The 15,934-nt window shown below is 54.1% G+C and carries 12 protein-coding genes; all 12 read left to right on the top strand.

Going from position 1 to position 15,934, the window contains the following annotated elements:
* Nucleotides 1–5 precede the first annotated feature (5 nt).
* Nucleotides 6–1,196, top strand: coding sequence for a hypothetical protein (locus JIN87_RS14330; protein WP_200356266.1), 1,191 nt, complete (start codon nucleotides 6–8; stop codon nucleotides 1,194–1,196).
* The gene (locus JIN87_RS14325) at nucleotides 1,189–1,767 is read left to right on the top strand and encodes a hypothetical protein (RefSeq protein ID WP_200356265.1); all 579 of its coding nucleotides are present in this window, start codon (nucleotides 1,189–1,191) and stop codon (nucleotides 1,765–1,767) included. The genes JIN87_RS14330 and JIN87_RS14325 overlap by 8 nt, the downstream gene beginning before the upstream one ends.
* Entirely contained in the window at nucleotides 1,764–4,019 is a 2,256-nt protein-coding gene (locus tag JIN87_RS14320; RefSeq protein WP_200356264.1) for a secretin N-terminal domain-containing protein, read from the top strand. Before JIN87_RS14325 ends, JIN87_RS14320 begins: the two co-directional genes overlap by 4 nt.
* Nucleotides 4,020–4,033: 14 nt before the next feature.
* The gene (locus tag JIN87_RS14315; RefSeq protein WP_200356263.1) at nucleotides 4,034–4,594 is read left to right on the top strand and encodes a hypothetical protein; all 561 of its coding nucleotides are present in this window, start codon (nucleotides 4,034–4,036) and stop codon (nucleotides 4,592–4,594) included.
* Nucleotides 4,595–4,600: 6 nt separating this feature from the next.
* Nucleotides 4,601–6,304, top strand: a complete 1,704-nt coding sequence (locus JIN87_RS14310) for a GspE/PulE family protein (protein WP_200356262.1) — start codon at nucleotides 4,601–4,603, stop codon at nucleotides 6,302–6,304.
* A 4-nt stretch (nucleotides 6,305–6,308) separates the two neighbouring features.
* Nucleotides 6,309–7,556, top strand: coding sequence for a type II secretion system F family protein (locus tag JIN87_RS14305; RefSeq protein ID WP_200356261.1), 1,248 nt, complete (start codon nucleotides 6,309–6,311; stop codon nucleotides 7,554–7,556).
* 114 nt (nucleotides 7,557–7,670) lie between these two features.
* Nucleotides 7,671–8,924: an ABC transporter permease gene (locus JIN87_RS14300; protein WP_200356260.1), complete on the top strand. Its 1,254-nt coding sequence runs from the start codon at nucleotides 7,671–7,673 to the stop codon at nucleotides 8,922–8,924.
* Nucleotides 8,921–9,619 carry an ABC transporter ATP-binding protein gene (locus JIN87_RS14295; RefSeq protein WP_200356259.1) on the top strand — a complete coding sequence of 233 codons (699 nt, stop codon included), beginning with the start codon at nucleotides 8,921–8,923 and terminating at the stop codon, nucleotides 9,617–9,619. Before JIN87_RS14300 ends, JIN87_RS14295 begins: the two co-directional genes overlap by 4 nt.
* A gap of 393 nt (nucleotides 9,620–10,012) precedes the next feature.
* Nucleotides 10,013–10,669, top strand: a complete 657-nt coding sequence (locus JIN87_RS14290) for a cytochrome c3 family protein (RefSeq protein WP_200356258.1) — start codon at nucleotides 10,013–10,015, stop codon at nucleotides 10,667–10,669.
* Entirely contained in the window at nucleotides 10,666–13,962 is a 3,297-nt protein-coding gene (locus tag JIN87_RS14285) for a TAT-variant-translocated molybdopterin oxidoreductase (RefSeq protein ID WP_200356257.1), read from the top strand. Before JIN87_RS14290 ends, JIN87_RS14285 begins: the two co-directional genes overlap by 4 nt.
* Nucleotides 13,962–15,377, top strand: coding sequence for an NrfD/PsrC family molybdoenzyme membrane anchor subunit (nrfD, locus tag JIN87_RS14280; RefSeq protein ID WP_200356256.1), 1,416 nt, complete (start codon nucleotides 13,962–13,964; stop codon nucleotides 15,375–15,377). Before JIN87_RS14285 ends, nrfD begins: the two co-directional genes overlap by 1 nt.
* Nucleotides 15,378–15,402: 25 nt before the next feature.
* Nucleotides 15,403–15,933 carry a DUF3341 domain-containing protein gene (locus tag JIN87_RS14275; RefSeq protein ID WP_200356255.1) on the top strand — a complete coding sequence of 177 codons (531 nt, stop codon included), beginning with the start codon at nucleotides 15,403–15,405 and terminating at the stop codon, nucleotides 15,931–15,933.
* Nucleotide 15,934 lies beyond the last annotated feature (1 nt).

Genomic DNA, 15,934 nt, shown 5'->3' with positions numbered 1-15,934 from the left:
AGTAAGTGTCTGTCCTCTCCAAAATTAAACCCAAAGCCCAAGCGTATGAGCTAGATGCCTTTATGGCTCCTGGCCATTGGTTCTTTTGCCGGCGGATCGAAATCCCTTCTGATCTCGAAAGAGGAGAAGAGGAAGGCTTCGTGTTTCTCGAGCTCGAGAACTTGTCACCGTTTCCTTTGGATCATCTCCATTACGGCTACCAGCTGGACGAGTCTGGGCGCTATGCCTTTTTGTTTGCCGCGTATCGTCGCCGTTTCGAGAAGGTGGATCAGAGCGGCTGGCGTCGGATCGATGCGGTGTTGCCGGATTTCATAATCGGACTGCATCGGTCGGTTAAAGACGGGGATGCGGGCCTTGTCTTGGTGACCGAGCGTTCGCTGGTTGCTCTGGAGTTCGATAAGGATTCCGAGTTGCCGTCTCGCTTCTACGCGGAGGCGCGGGTGCTCGAAAACGAGGAAGGTGAGGCTCCTTCGTTGAATCGCCAGGTGGATGCGTTTGCGGCGAATGCTAAGGAGCGATTCGGTTTTTCGAAAACGCGTATTTGGTACGCCAATACGGACGCGAAGTGGGTTGGGCAATCCGCTTGGTTTGGCGCGGTGGACAGTAGCGAAAGCCCTGCTGCTCGCACGGAGTTTTCTCGAAATGAGATCTGGAAGGCAGATTTGCGGGATCCGGAAATGGTTGCCCAAGCGAAGCGTGACGAGCGTCAGAACGGTTTTCTTTGGAAGGCGATTGGCGGGCTTGCGGCAGGTGTCGCGCTTTTGTTGCTTGGGGAACTGTATTGGGGAGGGAGTCGCGCGTACCTCTCTTTGCGCGAGACAGGGGTTGCTGACAATGAGCCCGAAGTGTTTGAGATCTCGGAGTTGAGAAATACGACAGTGGCTCTGCGGGACTTTCAGGAGTCGAATCTGGTTCCCTTTAAAATGATCGAGGCCTTGTATCCTCTTCAGCAGTATCCGAATATCGTATACAGGAAGTTTGAAACGGATGGCCCTGACGTTCTGATTATTGATGCCAAGGCGGCGAGCCAGACTCAGGTGACGGAATTCAAGAAACGTTTGGAGCGTTTTGAAAAGGTGGAGTCGGTCGAGCTTTCAAAGCAGGTGAACAATCCTTCGGGATCTACCTTTACGACGACGATTCGGTTTCGGTTTGGGGCATTCTTTGAGCTAGCGGAGGTGAGCGATAATGGCTAAGCAGGATGTATCTTTAAACGCCCGCCTTTCGGCAGGAATTCTGAAAGCGCGTCGGGTATTCTTTAAGCTCTCCATGCGGGAGAAGGGGCTGGCTTTGCTCTTTGTTTTGGCTCTGGTGTTCATCTGGTTCTCTTGGCAGATGGACCGGCATTCGGCATTGGGGGCGAAGCATGACAATGTGCGGCGTACCGAGCAAATGCAGGAACTGGAGTTGAGCGAGGGGCCTAACATCCGTTCGACCTATCAAGATCAGATTTCCGCCATCGATCTTGCGTCTCTCCCGAGTCGGGACGAGGTGCGGGCTCAGGTGGACGCGCTAGTGCGGCGTTCAGGCTTTTCTTCTTTCGATTTGGGAGAAGCTCGGACCGAAGCCGGGGCGGACCTGAATTTTCATACATTCCAACTCGTCGTACAAAAATCGACGTACCAAAAAATCAAAAGCTTCACACAAACGATAAAGACTGAACTCCCCTTTCTCAGTCTCGAGCGAATCGTCATCCAGGCCCAAGCTCGGGATGATAACTTCTTGGACGTTCGCTACGTTTTTAAGTCAATTGAATACACAAAATGAGAAACTGGGTGCTTAAGACAAAGATAGCCTTTCTTGTGTTGGCCTGTGGGTTGACTACAACTTCGTTCGCTCAATCAGAGAGCAAGAAATTGGAGGCTCGGGACCCGGACGAGGTCGTTAGCAATTACAAGGTTGTAGACCAGGAGCTTGAAGGCGTGCTGACCATCCTTTCGGAGATGACGGGGCGTTCGATTTTGCGCCCGCAGGCGTTGCCGACGCCAAAGATCACCTTTGATAGTGGCGGGGAGATTACTGTCGGCGAGCTTGTTCTGGCTCTCGAAAGTTTGCTGAGTTTGAACGACATCGGCATCTCTCCTTTGGGCGAGCGGTTCTTGAAGGTCGTGCCGTTGAGCGAGATCCGGACTGAAGCGCCTGAACTCGTGACTGACAGTCTCGCCCAGCGCGATCCGAGCGGTAAGATCGTAAGTAAGCTCTTCCGTCTCCAACATTTGGATTCGCAAACCTTTCAGCAGCAGATCACGCCGTTCCTTAGTCCAGGTTTCAGCACGATCATTCCGTTTCAGAATTCGAATGCTGTGATCGTGACGGACACGATCAGCAACTTGCAGCGTCTCGAATACGTGGTGGGTGAGGTGGATAAGCCCTCGCGTCTGAATATCGAGCCAACCTTCTACACGCTACAGTTTGCTCAAGCGAGCGAGGTTGCTCAGCAAATTCAGCAGATGATCGAGGATGCTCGTAGTCGATTTGGCGACACGAACAACACCGCAAACAATCCGGGTGGCGGCAGAAATCAGAACAATAATCGTAGTGGTGGGGCTGACGCTCCTCCGGTCGCGAATAACGTTTCGAGCGAGCGGGAAGGCGGATCGATCAATGAGATTCTGTTTGGATCTGGAACTGCGATCTCGGCTGATGATCGTACCAATCAGATCATCATTATGACTGCTCCAAGCAACTTGCAGTTTTTTGAGGACATTATCCAGAAACTGGATATCAAGGCGGACCCGTCTACCCGGATCGAAGTGATTCCGCTCAAGCATGCTGACGCTACGGAGGTTGCAAGTTTGTTGAGCCAGTTCGTGTCGAATAGGACGAGTTCTGACACGAATGACCGGACAAATAGTCGTACGAACTCGGCGAATGCCCGGGATCGAGGGACTTCAGCAGGGCGGGCCACCTTTAGAAATGCGAACCAGCCTAATGCCGCTCCGGTACAAGCGACCTTTGCCAGCTCAAGTTCTTCAGCCGAGGACCGGGATAGCCAGTTCAGCACGTTCATGACGATCTTGGCTGATGAGAGAAGTAATTCCTTGGTGATTTCTGGCACTCGGAGCGACCTCGATCTGATGGGGGCTTTGGTCGCCGATATCGACGTGTTGTTGGCTCAGGTTCGTATCGAAGTTGTTATTACGGAGGTTAACCTGAACGAGAACGATGGTCTAACGCGTGGCCTTGATGCGTTTGCGGCCGGATATGACGGGGATACAGATGGGAATGGAACGGTAACTTTGAATACCAAGTTTCTTGGTTTGGAGCTGAGTGATGGGTCGTTGCAGTTTACGGACGGAGAGCTGACTAATATTACGATCTCTACGATTTTGGATACTGCTCGTTCGAATTCTAATGTCAGGATCGTTTCTCAGCCGACGTTGACGACGACTCACAACAAGGAGGCTTCGATCACGGTTGGCGAGTCGCGGCCGATTATCACGGGTTCTCAGGTGTCTTCGATCAGCGACAATGTTCGCTCTTCTATCCAGTATCAGGATATCGGTATCACTCTGACGGTTACGCCTCTGATTGGGCCGAACGATGTGGTGCAATTGGAGATCAGCCAGCAGATTGATGAGGTGACTGGCGAGACGGTTGAAATCGATAACAATGAACAGCCGGTCATCGGTCGCCGTGAAGCGACTTCTTACGTGAGCGTGGCGAGCGGGGAGTTGGTTGTGTTGGGAGGTTTACAGCGTGTGAACGTCACCAAAGAAAAGAGAAAGCTCGGTATCTTCGGTCAAGTACCAGTGCTGGGAGGTCTGTTCTCGAACGAGCGCGATGGGGGACGGAAGTCGGAACTTATGGTTTTCATTCGCCCGATCGTAGTCCGTTCAACGGATGATGTGTACCGAGATGCTGTTGATGTTAAGAGTCGTCTAAAGGCTGCTCCTTCGATTGATCGTGTGATTGAAGACGGGCGTTTGGATATCGATGGGCGCTTTGAGGATGATGAAGCGATCCAATCTTTAGAAGGAGACGATTCGAAGGGGGTCTCTCCGAAAGGGAAACGTTAATAGGAGGTAATCCGATGGTAGGACGATTATTGATTCTTTCGGCAACCTTGTGTGTCGTTCCGTTGAAGGCTCAGGATAGTGATAGTCCGTTTAAGACTCCTTCTAGGAGTTCGGCTGCTAGCGTCGAAGTCGCCCCGCCTCCGGTTACTACGCTCGATGGGTTTCAATTTAATGGGATCATGGAAATTGGGGATCGAGTGCGTATCAGCCTGTATGATACGAAAGCGAAGCGGAATATCTGGGTGGACGAAGACAAGATCGGGGAGTTTGGCGTTTCGTTTAGTCGGTTTGACCCGGAGAGTGAAACTGTGGTGATTGCGCAGGGGGGCGTTTCGAAAAAGCTCTCCTTGAACAAGGTGAAGATCGAGTCGTTGAAGATCGCACCGAAAAAGGTTCCTCCTGTTCAGGCTGCAACGGCGGCTGCGACGGCTACGCCGGGGCGACGTCCTGGGGAGCGAGTTGAGTCGGATGAAGAAGCTCGGGCACGGATTCAGCGTGTCGCGGAGGAGATCCGTCGGCGGCGCGCGGAGCGACGTCAGCAATTGGAAGAGCGTAATCGTAACACAGGAAACTAGACGAGTATGCAGGTTGCAGATACGGTTTTTGAGAGTCGGTTTGGTCTGACAGAAGAGCAGCTTGAGGATATCGCTGCTGCTCGGCGGGGTGAACGCCTCGATAAGGTGGCGAGCTATGCGGGGCGCAGCTTAATCGAGCTCGTGGGTGAGCTTGCTCAGTGGTGTTGCGTTTCGAAGATCGAAGACAGCCGATTCGATCTGCAGGCTTTACAACGCGTGCCGGTGCGGATTTTGCATGAGTTTCATTGCGTGCCGATTCGTTCATTGGATTCGGACGTGGACGACGAGTCTGCTGAGCAACCGTTTGTTTTGGCGACTGCGTGGCCGGTGACGCCGGAGATGGACGATTGGGTTTTTGCTGCTTGCGGCGAGCGTCCTGAGTGGGTGATCGCTCATCCGGAGCGTATTTCTAATTTCATTACGCAAAACCTTGGTGTTGGCGCGGAGAGTTTGGATGACTCGTTTGAGTTGGAAGCTGAGCTTGCTGCTGATCAGGTCGAAGAGGAAGAGGATGAGGACGCGGCGATCATTCGCTTTGTAAATGAAGTCTTCAATCAGGCGATTACTGGTGGGGCGACGGATATCCATTTCGAGCCGATGGAGGATTACCTCCGAATCCGCTATCGAATCGATGGCTTGCTTGTGCCTGTTCCTGTGCCCGAAAACTTGAGACGCTTTCAGGACGCGATTGTTTCGCGTCTGAAGATCATGGCGAAGCTGAATATTTCGGAGCGTCGCTTGCCTCAAGATGGCCGTATTAATCACAAGGTGGGGTCGACAACGCTGGATATTCGTCTTTCGACAATGCCGGTGATGTATGGGGAAAGCATCAGTTTGCGTCTCCTCAATAAGAAGGATAAGCCTCTCAGTATGGCGCAGCTCGGTATGTCTGAGCGGGATACGGGGATCGTTGACCGCGTGTTGAATCTGCCGCACGGGATCATTTTGGTAACTGGGCCAACGGGCTCCGGTAAGTCGACCTCTTTGAATGCGTTTATCCGTTCGATCAATTCCGAGGATCGACGTATCATCACGGTGGAGGATCCGATTGAGTACGAGGTGGCCGGCGTGAACCAGATTCAGGTGAAACCGGATATTGGCTTTGGTTTTGCGGAGGCGTTGCGTCACGTTTTGCGTCAGGATCCGAACGTGATCATGGTGGGCGAAATTCGTGACCGCGAAACTGCGGAGATCGCGGTGCAAGCGTCTCTCACGGGTCACTTGGTTTTCTCGACTCTGCATACGAACGACGCGGCGGGCGCGATCACGCGTTTGATCGATATGGGAGTTGAGCCGTTCTTGATCGCTTCGTCTGTGGAGATGGTGATCGCTCAGCGGTTGCTGCGTCGGGCCTGTCCGTCCTGCATGACGATGCGCGCTGCTGAACCGTCGGAGGTCGAGGATGCTTTGAAGGTTCTGGACTTGGATCCGTCGGTTGGGGCGGGGGTAACGCAGCTTCCGGAATCGGTCGGCTGTGAGACGTGTAGGGGAATTGGATACAAGGGACGTATCGGGATTTACGAAATCCTCCGCATGACTGAGAAGATGCACGATCCGATTGTGCGTCGAGAGGCGGCTCCGGTTATCCGTGGGCTTGGGCTGGAGGCAGGCATGGTTACGCTGGGGCGTTCCGGTTGGAATTTGGTGGATCGTAAGTTGACGACCTTGGAAGAGGTGGTGCGTACGATTTCAGTTAAGGAAGGCGAATAGTCAGGTGCCTACTTTTAAATACAGTGCGAGGGACGCGTCGGGGGCGTCGACACGAGGGGAGATCGAGGCGACTTCGCGAAAGCATGCTCTGCAGAAATTGAGCGCTCAGAAGCTGCGTCCGGTTTCGGTAAGCGAGAGCGGAAGCGAGACGGGGGGCGGCAAATCGAATCCGTTTGAGGGCTTGTTTTCGATCGGAGCGGGCAGGGGTGCCGTGAAACTTGATAGCAAGGTGACGCTTCCGTTTTTGACTGCCTTGAAGGAATTGTTGGCGTGTGGGGTGCAGGCTGGAGATGCCCTGCAGTTGATGAGCTCTCGTTTGAACGATCGTTCTCAGAAGCACCTCGCGACGGTGCTTTGGGATGATGTGAGGCAAGGGCGTTCTTTGTCGGAGGCGTGTCGGAAGCAGGATAAGGTTTTCGACGACAGTATGGTGAGTTTGATCGAGGCCGGGGAGGCGACGGGTAATCTCAATAATGTTTTGGGACGTCTGGTTGTGAACCTCGAGGAGACGAAGGCGATCAAAGCGAAGCTAAGCGCGGCGATGGCGTACCCGGCGTTTTTGATGTTTGTGGCCTTTGGGCTCGTGTTGATGTTTCTGTTTTTTCTGCTGCCGCGAATCGAGGGATTGCTGACTTCTCTCGGCGGAAATTTGCCGTGGTCGACAAAGTTGCTGATTGGCTTGGCGACGTGGGCTTTGTCCTATGGTTGGATCGTGGCTTTGGTGGTTGTCGGGGGTGTTGTGGCGACGATGTCTTGGAGGGCTACTGCGGCGGGACGGCTCAAGTTTGACGAGTTGACGCTTCGGATCACGATGCTGGGCAACTTTATCAGGGATGTGCAGGTGTTGCGTTTGACTCAGGTCTTGTCGCTTCTGCTGGAGAATGGGATCACCATGGTCCAGTCTTTGCACATGTCGGAGCGTTCGCTGACGAACCATGCGATGCGCGAGCGCTTCGTCGATGCGCGGGGCAAGGTGACGGAAGGGTCATCTCTGTCGGGCGCGTTCAAGGGGACGGGCTACTTCGATGGCATGGCTTTGGATATTTTTACGGTTGGCGAAAACACGGGTAACGTGGTGCCGGGGCTGAAGCAGCTTTCGCGTCAGTATTCGGATCGAGTGGACAAGGCGATCAAGTCTTTCATCGGAGTGATGTCGGTGGGGGTGTTGGTCTTCGTCTTTATTTTCGTGGGGCTTGTGGCTCTGGGGATCATTTCGGCGGTGTTTCAGCTTAGCGGGAGTTTGTCGGGCTAGGGATATCCGTGCGTTGAATACTTTAAGGAGCGCGGTAGCTGAGTTGATCTGAGATCGGCGAAAGTTGTAGTTGAATGCTCGGAACAAAGTTGCCTAGGTTGGCCGTCCCTTTCGATGACTCCCAATATTCAGATAGCGATCCGGTTTTTGATAGCGAAGAAGCGCTCCCTGTTGATGAGCCTTTGCGGCATCGCGTTTGGCGTCGGTTTTTTTATCGTGACGCAGGCTCAGTTGAGTGGGTTCGAGGAGTTTTTTATCCGAACCATTTTGGGGACGGACGGAGCAATCCGAATTGAGGATCGGTTTCAGAATACGCTCGCTCATGTCGAGGCGGCTTCGAGTACGACCTCCGGATCCAAGTTCTTCGTGGCTGACCGAGGAAACCGGCGTTATGTCGAAGGCGTGGAGTATCCGGATGAGATTATCGACGCTCTTCGCACCATGGACAACATCGCGTCTACTTCCTCGGTTTTAAAGGGGAGGGTTTTGGTGCAGAGCCCGCTTCGTTCAGAGTCGGCCCAAGTTTACGGTATTGTGCTTAATGACCACATATCGGTTTCCGATCTCGAGGATCAGATCGTTTTTGGTAGTATCGAAGAGTTCCGGTCGACCCCGACGGGGATTTTGATTGGCCGAAAATTAGCCGATCGTCTTCAGGCGAGGGTGGGTGACTCTATTATAATAGAGAACCGTGGGGATCAGAACCGTTATCAAGTGAGCGGGGTGTACGAAACTGGAGTATCAGATATCGATCGGGTGCGTATTTTCATGCATCTCGACCAGGCTCGTTCGCTTTTGAAGAAGCCGCACGGAGTCAGCTTCGTGCAGGTAAGCGTGTTCGATCGCGATCGTGCTGAGTATGATTCGGTCGTGATCGAGAATATGACGAATCACTCGGCAGCACCCTGGCAGGACCGGGAGAAGGTCTGGCTCGACGTGTTCAAGGCTTTGCAGGTATCGGCGGTGATAACGGTTTCGACCATCATCTTCATTTCTGGCCTCGGGATGTTTAATACCTTGGTGATGATTGTTATGGAGAAGACCCGAGAGATAGCGATCTTGCGTTCGATGGGCTACAGCCGGGCGGACATTTCGGCGATCTTCCTTTGGCAGGGCGGGATCGTGTTGGTGTTTGGGATTATGTTTGGTTTTGCACTCGGGGCCGCCGTGACTTGGGGAGTGTCGAATTTGCCGCTGCGCGTACGCGGGATTTTCTCGACCGATAGCTATGTCGTCGAGTGGTCGGCGATGCACTACTTCTGGGCGGCCGTGACCGCTGTTATTATAGTGATGGTGGCGAGTTTAGCTCCTGCTCGCCGCGCGGCCCGTCTCGTGCCGGGCGATGTGATTCGGGGGACTGCCTCATGAGCGATTCGGCTGTTTCAACGGAAGTGGCGATGTCTTGCCGTGGTCTGCAAAAGTACCTCGGTGAAGGGGAGACGCGGGTGCATGTGCTCAAGGGGGTTGATCTCGATCTGCACCGATCTGAAGTCTCCGCTGTGGTGGGGCCGTCTGGCTGCGGGAAGAGTACGTTGCTTTATCTTCTAGGACTGCTCGATTGGCAGGATGATGGAAGCATTTCCGTTTGCGGCGAAGATGTGCCTCGCGATCGAGATGGCACGCATACGGATATTCGCTGCGAGCATATCGGCTTCGTTTTCCAGTTTCACTTTCTGCTTCCTGAGTTTACCGCGCTCGAGAATGTGATGTTGCCGATGCGTAAGCTCGGGCAGCTCTCCGAGGAGGAAATGGTCTCTCGCGCCACGGAGTTGCTGGGGCAGGTAGGGCTTGGTGAGAAGACGGGCCGACGTCCATCGCAGCTTTCCGGTGGAGAGCAGCAACGGGTGGCGATCGCCAGGGCGTTGGCGAATCGGCCAAGCGTGCTTCTAGCGGACGAACCGACTGGTAATCTCGATGTTAAAAACTCGATGATGGTATTCGATCTGCTTACCCGTCTGGCTAAGGAGCATCAGCAGGCTGTGTTGATTGTTACGCACAATCCCGACCTTGCTGAGCGCTGCGACCGCATCCTCCGCATGGAAGATGGCCTTTTCGTCGATTGATTTGCATGTGTGGCGTTCATGGCTATTAGAAACGCGACTAATGGGGTGCGCGTGATCTAATAACCGATTCTTTGGCAAACAAAGCGCCCAACATTTTATTTGCTTTTCGATTTTTGTCTCTTTCACTCCGTTTTCCTCTAACGCCTAACCTTCTGCTCAGTGAGTTCCGAAAATTCCCGCAAATCGTTTCTGCTTGCGATCGCGGCCGTCGTGGCCGGCGTAATCGCATTGCCTAAAATACTGGCTCGCAGCCAGGCTAATAGGTCCAAGAGCGCGACTCCAGAGTCCGCCTCTAATATAAAGCTGCGGCAGGATCCTCGCTCGGTTAACCGAGAGGACTCGCGTTTCGCCTAACGACTTTCCCTTACAAGGAAGGGCAAACCATTTTCCGCTATGTCTAAAGTGTTTCCCAAGTGGACGAACGCGTTGCCACTGAAGATCGTTGTTTTTGTCTTCGTCTTCGTGACTACGCTCCTCGCTGGCATCACCTATTATGTGACGCCGAAGTATGTGCGCGTCGGCTATGAGCCGACTCAGCCGGTCCCTTACGACCACAGTTTCCACGTGAACGAGCTCGGTCTCGATTGCCGTTACTGTCACGATAAGGTCGATCAGTCCGACGTCGCAAACATCCCTGCTGCGGACACATGTATGAAGTGTCACAGCATGATCAAGACGGACAGCCCGTTGCTGGCTCCGATCCGCGAGAGCTACGCGACAGGCGAGCCGGTTGCGTGGGAGCGTGTGCACGAGGTGCCCGACTACGTCTACTTCAGCCACCAAGCTCACGTGAACCGCGGCGTTTCCTGTGTGGAATGTCACGGTCGAGTCGACGAAATGGAAGTCGTTTCCCACGCCGAGCCGATGAGCATGAGCTGGTGTCTCGACTGTCACCGTCACCCAGAAGAAGTCCTTCGTCCTATCGACAAGGTCTTCGATCTCGACTGGGAGCACCCAGGCGGCAAGCAGGGCCAGATCAAGGACGGCCACATGTTTGTTGAAGAACGCAACATCACTCCTCCAGAAAGCTGCACAGGCTGCCACCGATGAAACGCGCACCTTACACACACCCAGAAGCGGAATTGTCAGGCCCGCGCTATTGGCGTAGCCTCGACGATCTGTCGCAATCTCCTGAATTCCTCGCCCAAGTAGAGCGCGAGTTTGGACCGGAAGCTTCCGAGATGAACGAAGTGGATCGTCGCCACTTCTTCAAGATCATGGCGGCATCCTTTGCGATTGGCGGTCTCGGTTTCGCCGGTTGCCGTCGTCCGGAGTCTCACATTCTCCCGCACTCCAAGATGCCGGAGCACCAGATTCCTGGCCAAGCTCTTTACTACGCGACCGGTTTCCCGCTTCGCGGCGAAACGCTTCCGCTTCTCGTTGAGACCCACACCGGTCGCCCAACAAAGATCGAAGGTAACGACGATCATAAGGGTTACAAAGGTGGCACGACTCGTAAAGCGCAGGCTGCGATTCTCGACCTCTACGATCCTGACCGTGCTTCAGCTCACACGAAGGGAACTGCCAAAATTTCGAACGCAGACGTCAATGATCTGCTCGCGAGCCTCAATAAGAAGTACGCGGCTTCTAATGGTAAGGGCGTTGCGATTCTCGCTGAAAGCTCTTCTTCGCCGACTCGCCTCCGCCTCAAGAAGGCTTTCCTCAAAGCCTTTCCGCAAGCGACTTGGGCTGAGTACGACGCGATCGACGCTACCAACGCTGGCATCGCTGCCGCTAAAGTAACCGGCAACGACACGCTTCAGCCGAAGTACGACCTGACTAAGGCATCCCGCATCCTCGCGGTTGACGCTGACTTCCTCGACGAGGAGCAAGGTGCTGTTCAGTTCTCCAAGCAGTTCGCGGACGGACGTCGTATCCGTTCCAGCAAGGAAGACATGAACCGCCTCTACTCTGTAGAGAGTAACTTCTCGCTCACTGGCGCTATGGCGGACCACCGCAAGCGTCTCGCTTCGAGCCAGATGGTTTCCTTCCTCGCTGCTGTTGCTCTTGAAATCAACCTCGGTGTTGAAGGCAACGCTCTCAAGCCAGTCCTTAACCCGCTCGCTGGTAAGCTTGACGCGGCAACTAAGGAATGGGCAGCGAAGTGTGCGGAAGACCTCGCAAGCCATAAGGGTGAAAGCCTCGTCTTTGTTGGCCAGCACCTCTCTCCAGAAGCCCACGCTCTCGGCCTCTTGGTCAATGAGAAGCTCGGCAACCTGAAGAAGACTGTTTCTCTCGTTTCCGTTGATAACGGCAAAACCGCTTCCATCCGCGACCTCGCTGACAGCATCAAAGCTGGTTCAGTTGAGTCACTTGTGGTTCTCGGTGGTAACCCAGTTTACAATGCTCCAGCCGATCTCGATTTCGCAGAACTCATCGGCAAGGTAGGGGAGGTTATCCGTGTTGGTTACTACAACGACGAAACTTCTGAGAAGGCTAGCTACCACATCCTCCAAGCTCACTTCCTTGAGTCTTGGGGTGACGGCCGCACTTACGGTGGTGACGTGGTTGCTCAGCAGCCAATGATCCTTCCACTCTTCGACGGTGTATCCGAAATCGAAGTACTCGCTCGCCTCGTGGGTGAAGCCAATTCGGATGGATACAGCCAAGTTTACGCAACCTTCCAGTCCGACAACGGAAATGGTGGCAAGCGTGCCTTCGAAGCTTACCTCAACACCGGTTTCGTTGAAGCAGGCTACAAGACTTCAAATAGCAATGTTTCTGGTCTAGAGCTCGCTGATCTGCTCAAGGGCTTCACTGCTCCGGCAGCTCCGACCAGCAAGGACAATCTCGAAGTTCGCTTCCTCAACGATGCGACTGTCGATGATGGCCGTTACATCAACAACGGTTGGTTGCAGGAATGTCCGGACCCAATGACTAAGCTCACTTGGGACAACGCGATCATCATCAGCCCGGCGCTTGCTAAGGATCTCGATATCGTCGCTGCGGATTCTGCGATCCAGGTTGCTCGCAAGAACCCGAACAAGGTTCGCGACGGCGCTCAGTTCGCTAAGGTTGCTACGATCACAGTTGATGGCCGCGAAGTTACTGGCGCGATCCACATCCAGCCAGGTCTCGACAGCTACACAGTTGTTCTTCCGCTCGGTTACGGTCGCACGAAGACGGGCCGTGTTGGTTCCGCTTCTGGATTCAGCGCTTACGCGATCCGCTCTGCTTCCGCGTTCCTCGCGAACGCATCCCTCGCTCTCACTGGTCAAGAGTACCAGCTCGCTGAAACGCAAGAGCACTGGTCAATGGAAGGTCGCGCGATCGTTCGTGAAACGAACCTCGACGATTACCAGAAGGACCCGACATGGGTTGACCACATGGGTATGGAGTCTCACTCCCCAGCCATCTACGGCGCGGATGCGGACATGCCAACTCAGCAGAAAATCACCGAGACGCCTCGTGGCGGATCGATGTACGAACACCCTGACCTGACTGGCGTTCATCAGTGGGGCATGAGCATCGACCTCAACGTTTGTACGGGCTGTAACTCCTGCGTGATCGCCTGCCAAAGCGAAAATAACATTCCAATAGTAGGTCGTGACCAGGTTCGCCGTGGTCGTGAGATGCACTGGATTCGCTTGGACCGCTACTTCTCTTCTGGTTCTAAGGACAACACCGAGATCCCAGAAGACCCACAAGTTTCTCTCCAGCCAATCGCTTGTATGCAGTGTGAGACTGCTCCTTGTGAAACTGTTTGCCCAGTTAACGCGACAGTTCACGACGAGGAAGGCCTCAACGCTATGGCGTACAACCGTTGTATCGGTACTCGTTACTGCGCGAACAACTGTCCTTATAAGGTTCGCCGCTTCAACTTCTTCGATTACCAGCAACGCCAGCTCGACAAGCTCTACATGGGGCCACTCGCTCCAAAGGGCATGCCAGAGCTCGTTCAAATGGCGCAAAATCCAGACGTATCCGTGCGTATGCGCGGCGTGATGGAAAAGTGTACTTTCTGTGTACAACGTATCAACCAGGCAAAGATCGCTCAGCAGGCTAAGGCCGGCGACAGCGACGACGTTCGCGTAAAGGATGGCACCATCAAGGTTGCCTGTGAGCAGTCTTGCCCAACGGATGCGATCGTATTCGGCGACCTCAAGGATCCAAAGAGCCGCGTTTCAGAGCTTCGTGAAAACGAGCGTACGTATTCGCTTCTCGGTTACTTGAACACCCGTCCACGTACCACCTTCATGGCCCGCGTTCGCAATCCAAATCCTGCGATGCCGGACTACCACGATATGCCACTCTCTAAGAAAGAGTATAAGGCGAAGGCACCGAAAGCTGCTAAGCACGATTCCCATGACTCCCATTCTGACAGCGAAGGAGGACACCACTAATGGCTAGCTCCCACTCTCAAGAAGTGAGACCCGCGATTCTCGATGAGGTGAATCCGGTCGACATCCCGCGCCCCGTTTGCGTGGACAACGACCGTTCCTTCAACTGGATCACCGAAAAGGTATGCGGGATCATTGAAGAGAAGACTCCTACCTGGTGGTGGGTGTGCTTCATCATCGCTTGCGCTACCGCGAGCTTCACCTTCATCGGCCTTGCTTACCTGACTATGACAGGTGTCGGTGTATGGGGTCTCGCCAATCCAGTTAACTGGGGTTGGGCGATCGTTAACTTCGTATTCTGGATCGGTATCGGTCACGCCGGTACGCTGATCTCCGCGATCCTCTGTCTCTTAAGACAGAAGTGGCGTACTTCGATCAACCGTGCGGCGGAAGCGATGACGATCTTCGCGGTTGTCTGTGCGGGCTTGTTCCCGGTCTTCCACGTTGGTCGTGTCTGGTTCGCTCTTTATCCGGGCTACCTCTTCCCATTCCCGAACGCGAACGGCATCTGGCCGAACTTCCGCTCGGCGCTGCTTTGGGACGTATTCGCGGTATCCACATACGGTACTGTATCCGTTCTCTTCTGGTACATCGGTCTGATTCCTGACTTCGCGACTGTTCGCGACCGTGCGAAGACCAAGTTCCGCAAGATCGCATACGGCATCGTTGCAATGGGCTGGCGCGGTTCCAACCGCCACTGGAGCAACTACGAAATGCTCTACCTCCTCTTGGCAGGTCTCTCTACGCCGCTCGTACTTTCCGTACACACGATTGTATCCTTCGACTTCGCGATCTCCTTGGTTCCAGGCTGGCACACCACGATCTTCCCGCCGTACTTCGTTGCGGGCGCGATCTTCTCCGGCTTCGGTATGGTGATCACGCTGATGCTGCCACTCCGTGCGATTTACGGAATGCAGGATCTCATCACTCAGTACCACATCGACTGTATGACCAAGATCATCTTGGCGACCGGTACGATGGTTGGTTACGCCTACGGAATGGAGTTCTTCATCGCGGCTTACGGCGCGAATGAGTTCGAAATCTTCGCCTTCGTTAACCGCGCGTTCGGTAACTACGCTTGGGCGTACTGGATCATGATCTCCTGTAACGTTATTTCCCCGCAGTTCTTCTGGTTTAAGAAGATCCGCGAGAACACGACGCTCGTTTGGGTTATCTCACTCTTCGTTAACGTCGGTATGTGGTTCGAGCGTTTCGTAATCACGGTAACATCTTTGTCCCGCGACTTCCTGCCTTCGAGCTGGGGGTACTACAGCCCAACTGTCGTGGACATCTTCACTTACCTCGGAACCTTCGGCCTCTTCTCGGTGCTGTTCCTGCTCTTCCTTCGCTTCGTGCCTCTTATGGCAATGGCGGAAATCAAGGCAGTCACACCAAAGGCTGATCCTCACCACCACTAATCTCTAAACGTCGACTCCTCTAAAAATGGCGGACAAATTTGGAATTCTCGCTAAGTTCGACACCCCGGCTGACATCATGCATGCAGCTGAAAAGGTGAGGGACGCTGGCTACAAGTCTTGGGACGTGATCACTCCGTTCCCGATTCACGGCATGGACGCGGCTATGGGGCTCAAGCGCTCTTGGGTGCCTCGCTTCACTATTGTGGGCGGCACCACTGGTTTCATCACCGGTATGAGCATGATCTTCTTCACAAACGCGTTTGACTACAAGATCCTGATCGGCGGCAAGCCGCTCTTCAGCCCGATGTTTGCGTTCCCGGTATCTTACGAGCTTACGATCCTCTTCTCGGCCTTCGCGTCTATCGCGGGCATGTTCATTCTAAACAAGCTGCCGATGCACTATCATCCGGCGCTTAAAGTCGACAACGTCGCGGAGATGTCCGACGACAAGTTCTTCCTCTACATCGAGACCGAAGATCCACAGTTCGACGAAGACAAGACGCGTTCCTTTATCGAGGGGCTGCATCCGGTAGAAGTTACCGATATGGAGAAATAAC

It is taken from the genome of Pelagicoccus mobilis (assembly GCF_016595505.1).
Classification (GTDB): domain Bacteria; phylum Verrucomicrobiota; class Verrucomicrobiia; order Opitutales; family Opitutaceae; genus Pelagicoccus; species Pelagicoccus mobilis.
The sequence above is the reverse complement of the archived record's forward strand: the minus strand, read 5'-3'. Positions and strand labels throughout refer to the sequence as shown.

Excerpts from the sequence above, each read along its gene's own strand:
- JIN87_RS14325 (WP_200356265.1), top strand. The coding sequence starts at position 1,189 with ATGGCTAAGCAGGATGTATCTTTAAACGCCCGCCTTTCGGCAGGAATT.
- JIN87_RS14320 (WP_200356264.1), top strand. The coding sequence starts at position 1,764 with ATGAGAAACTGGGTGCTTAAGACAAAGATAGCCTTTCTTGTGTTGGCC.
- JIN87_RS14315 (WP_200356263.1), top strand. The coding sequence starts at position 4,034 with ATGGTAGGACGATTATTGATTCTTTCGGCAACCTTGTGTGTCGTTCCG.
- JIN87_RS14310 (WP_200356262.1), top strand. The coding sequence starts at position 4,601 with ATGCAGGTTGCAGATACGGTTTTTGAGAGTCGGTTTGGTCTGACAGAA.
- JIN87_RS14300 (WP_200356260.1), top strand. The coding sequence starts at position 7,671 with ATGACTCCCAATATTCAGATAGCGATCCGGTTTTTGATAGCGAAGAAG.
- JIN87_RS14295 (WP_200356259.1), top strand. The coding sequence starts at position 8,921 with ATGAGCGATTCGGCTGTTTCAACGGAAGTGGCGATGTCTTGCCGTGGT.
- JIN87_RS14290 (WP_200356258.1), top strand. The coding sequence starts at position 10,013 with ATGTCTAAAGTGTTTCCCAAGTGGACGAACGCGTTGCCACTGAAGATC.
- JIN87_RS14285 (WP_200356257.1), top strand. The coding sequence starts at position 10,666 with ATGAAACGCGCACCTTACACACACCCAGAAGCGGAATTGTCAGGCCCG.
- nrfD (WP_200356256.1), top strand. The coding sequence starts at position 13,962 with ATGGCTAGCTCCCACTCTCAAGAAGTGAGACCCGCGATTCTCGATGAG.
- JIN87_RS14275 (WP_200356255.1), top strand. The coding sequence starts at position 15,403 with ATGGCGGACAAATTTGGAATTCTCGCTAAGTTCGACACCCCGGCTGAC.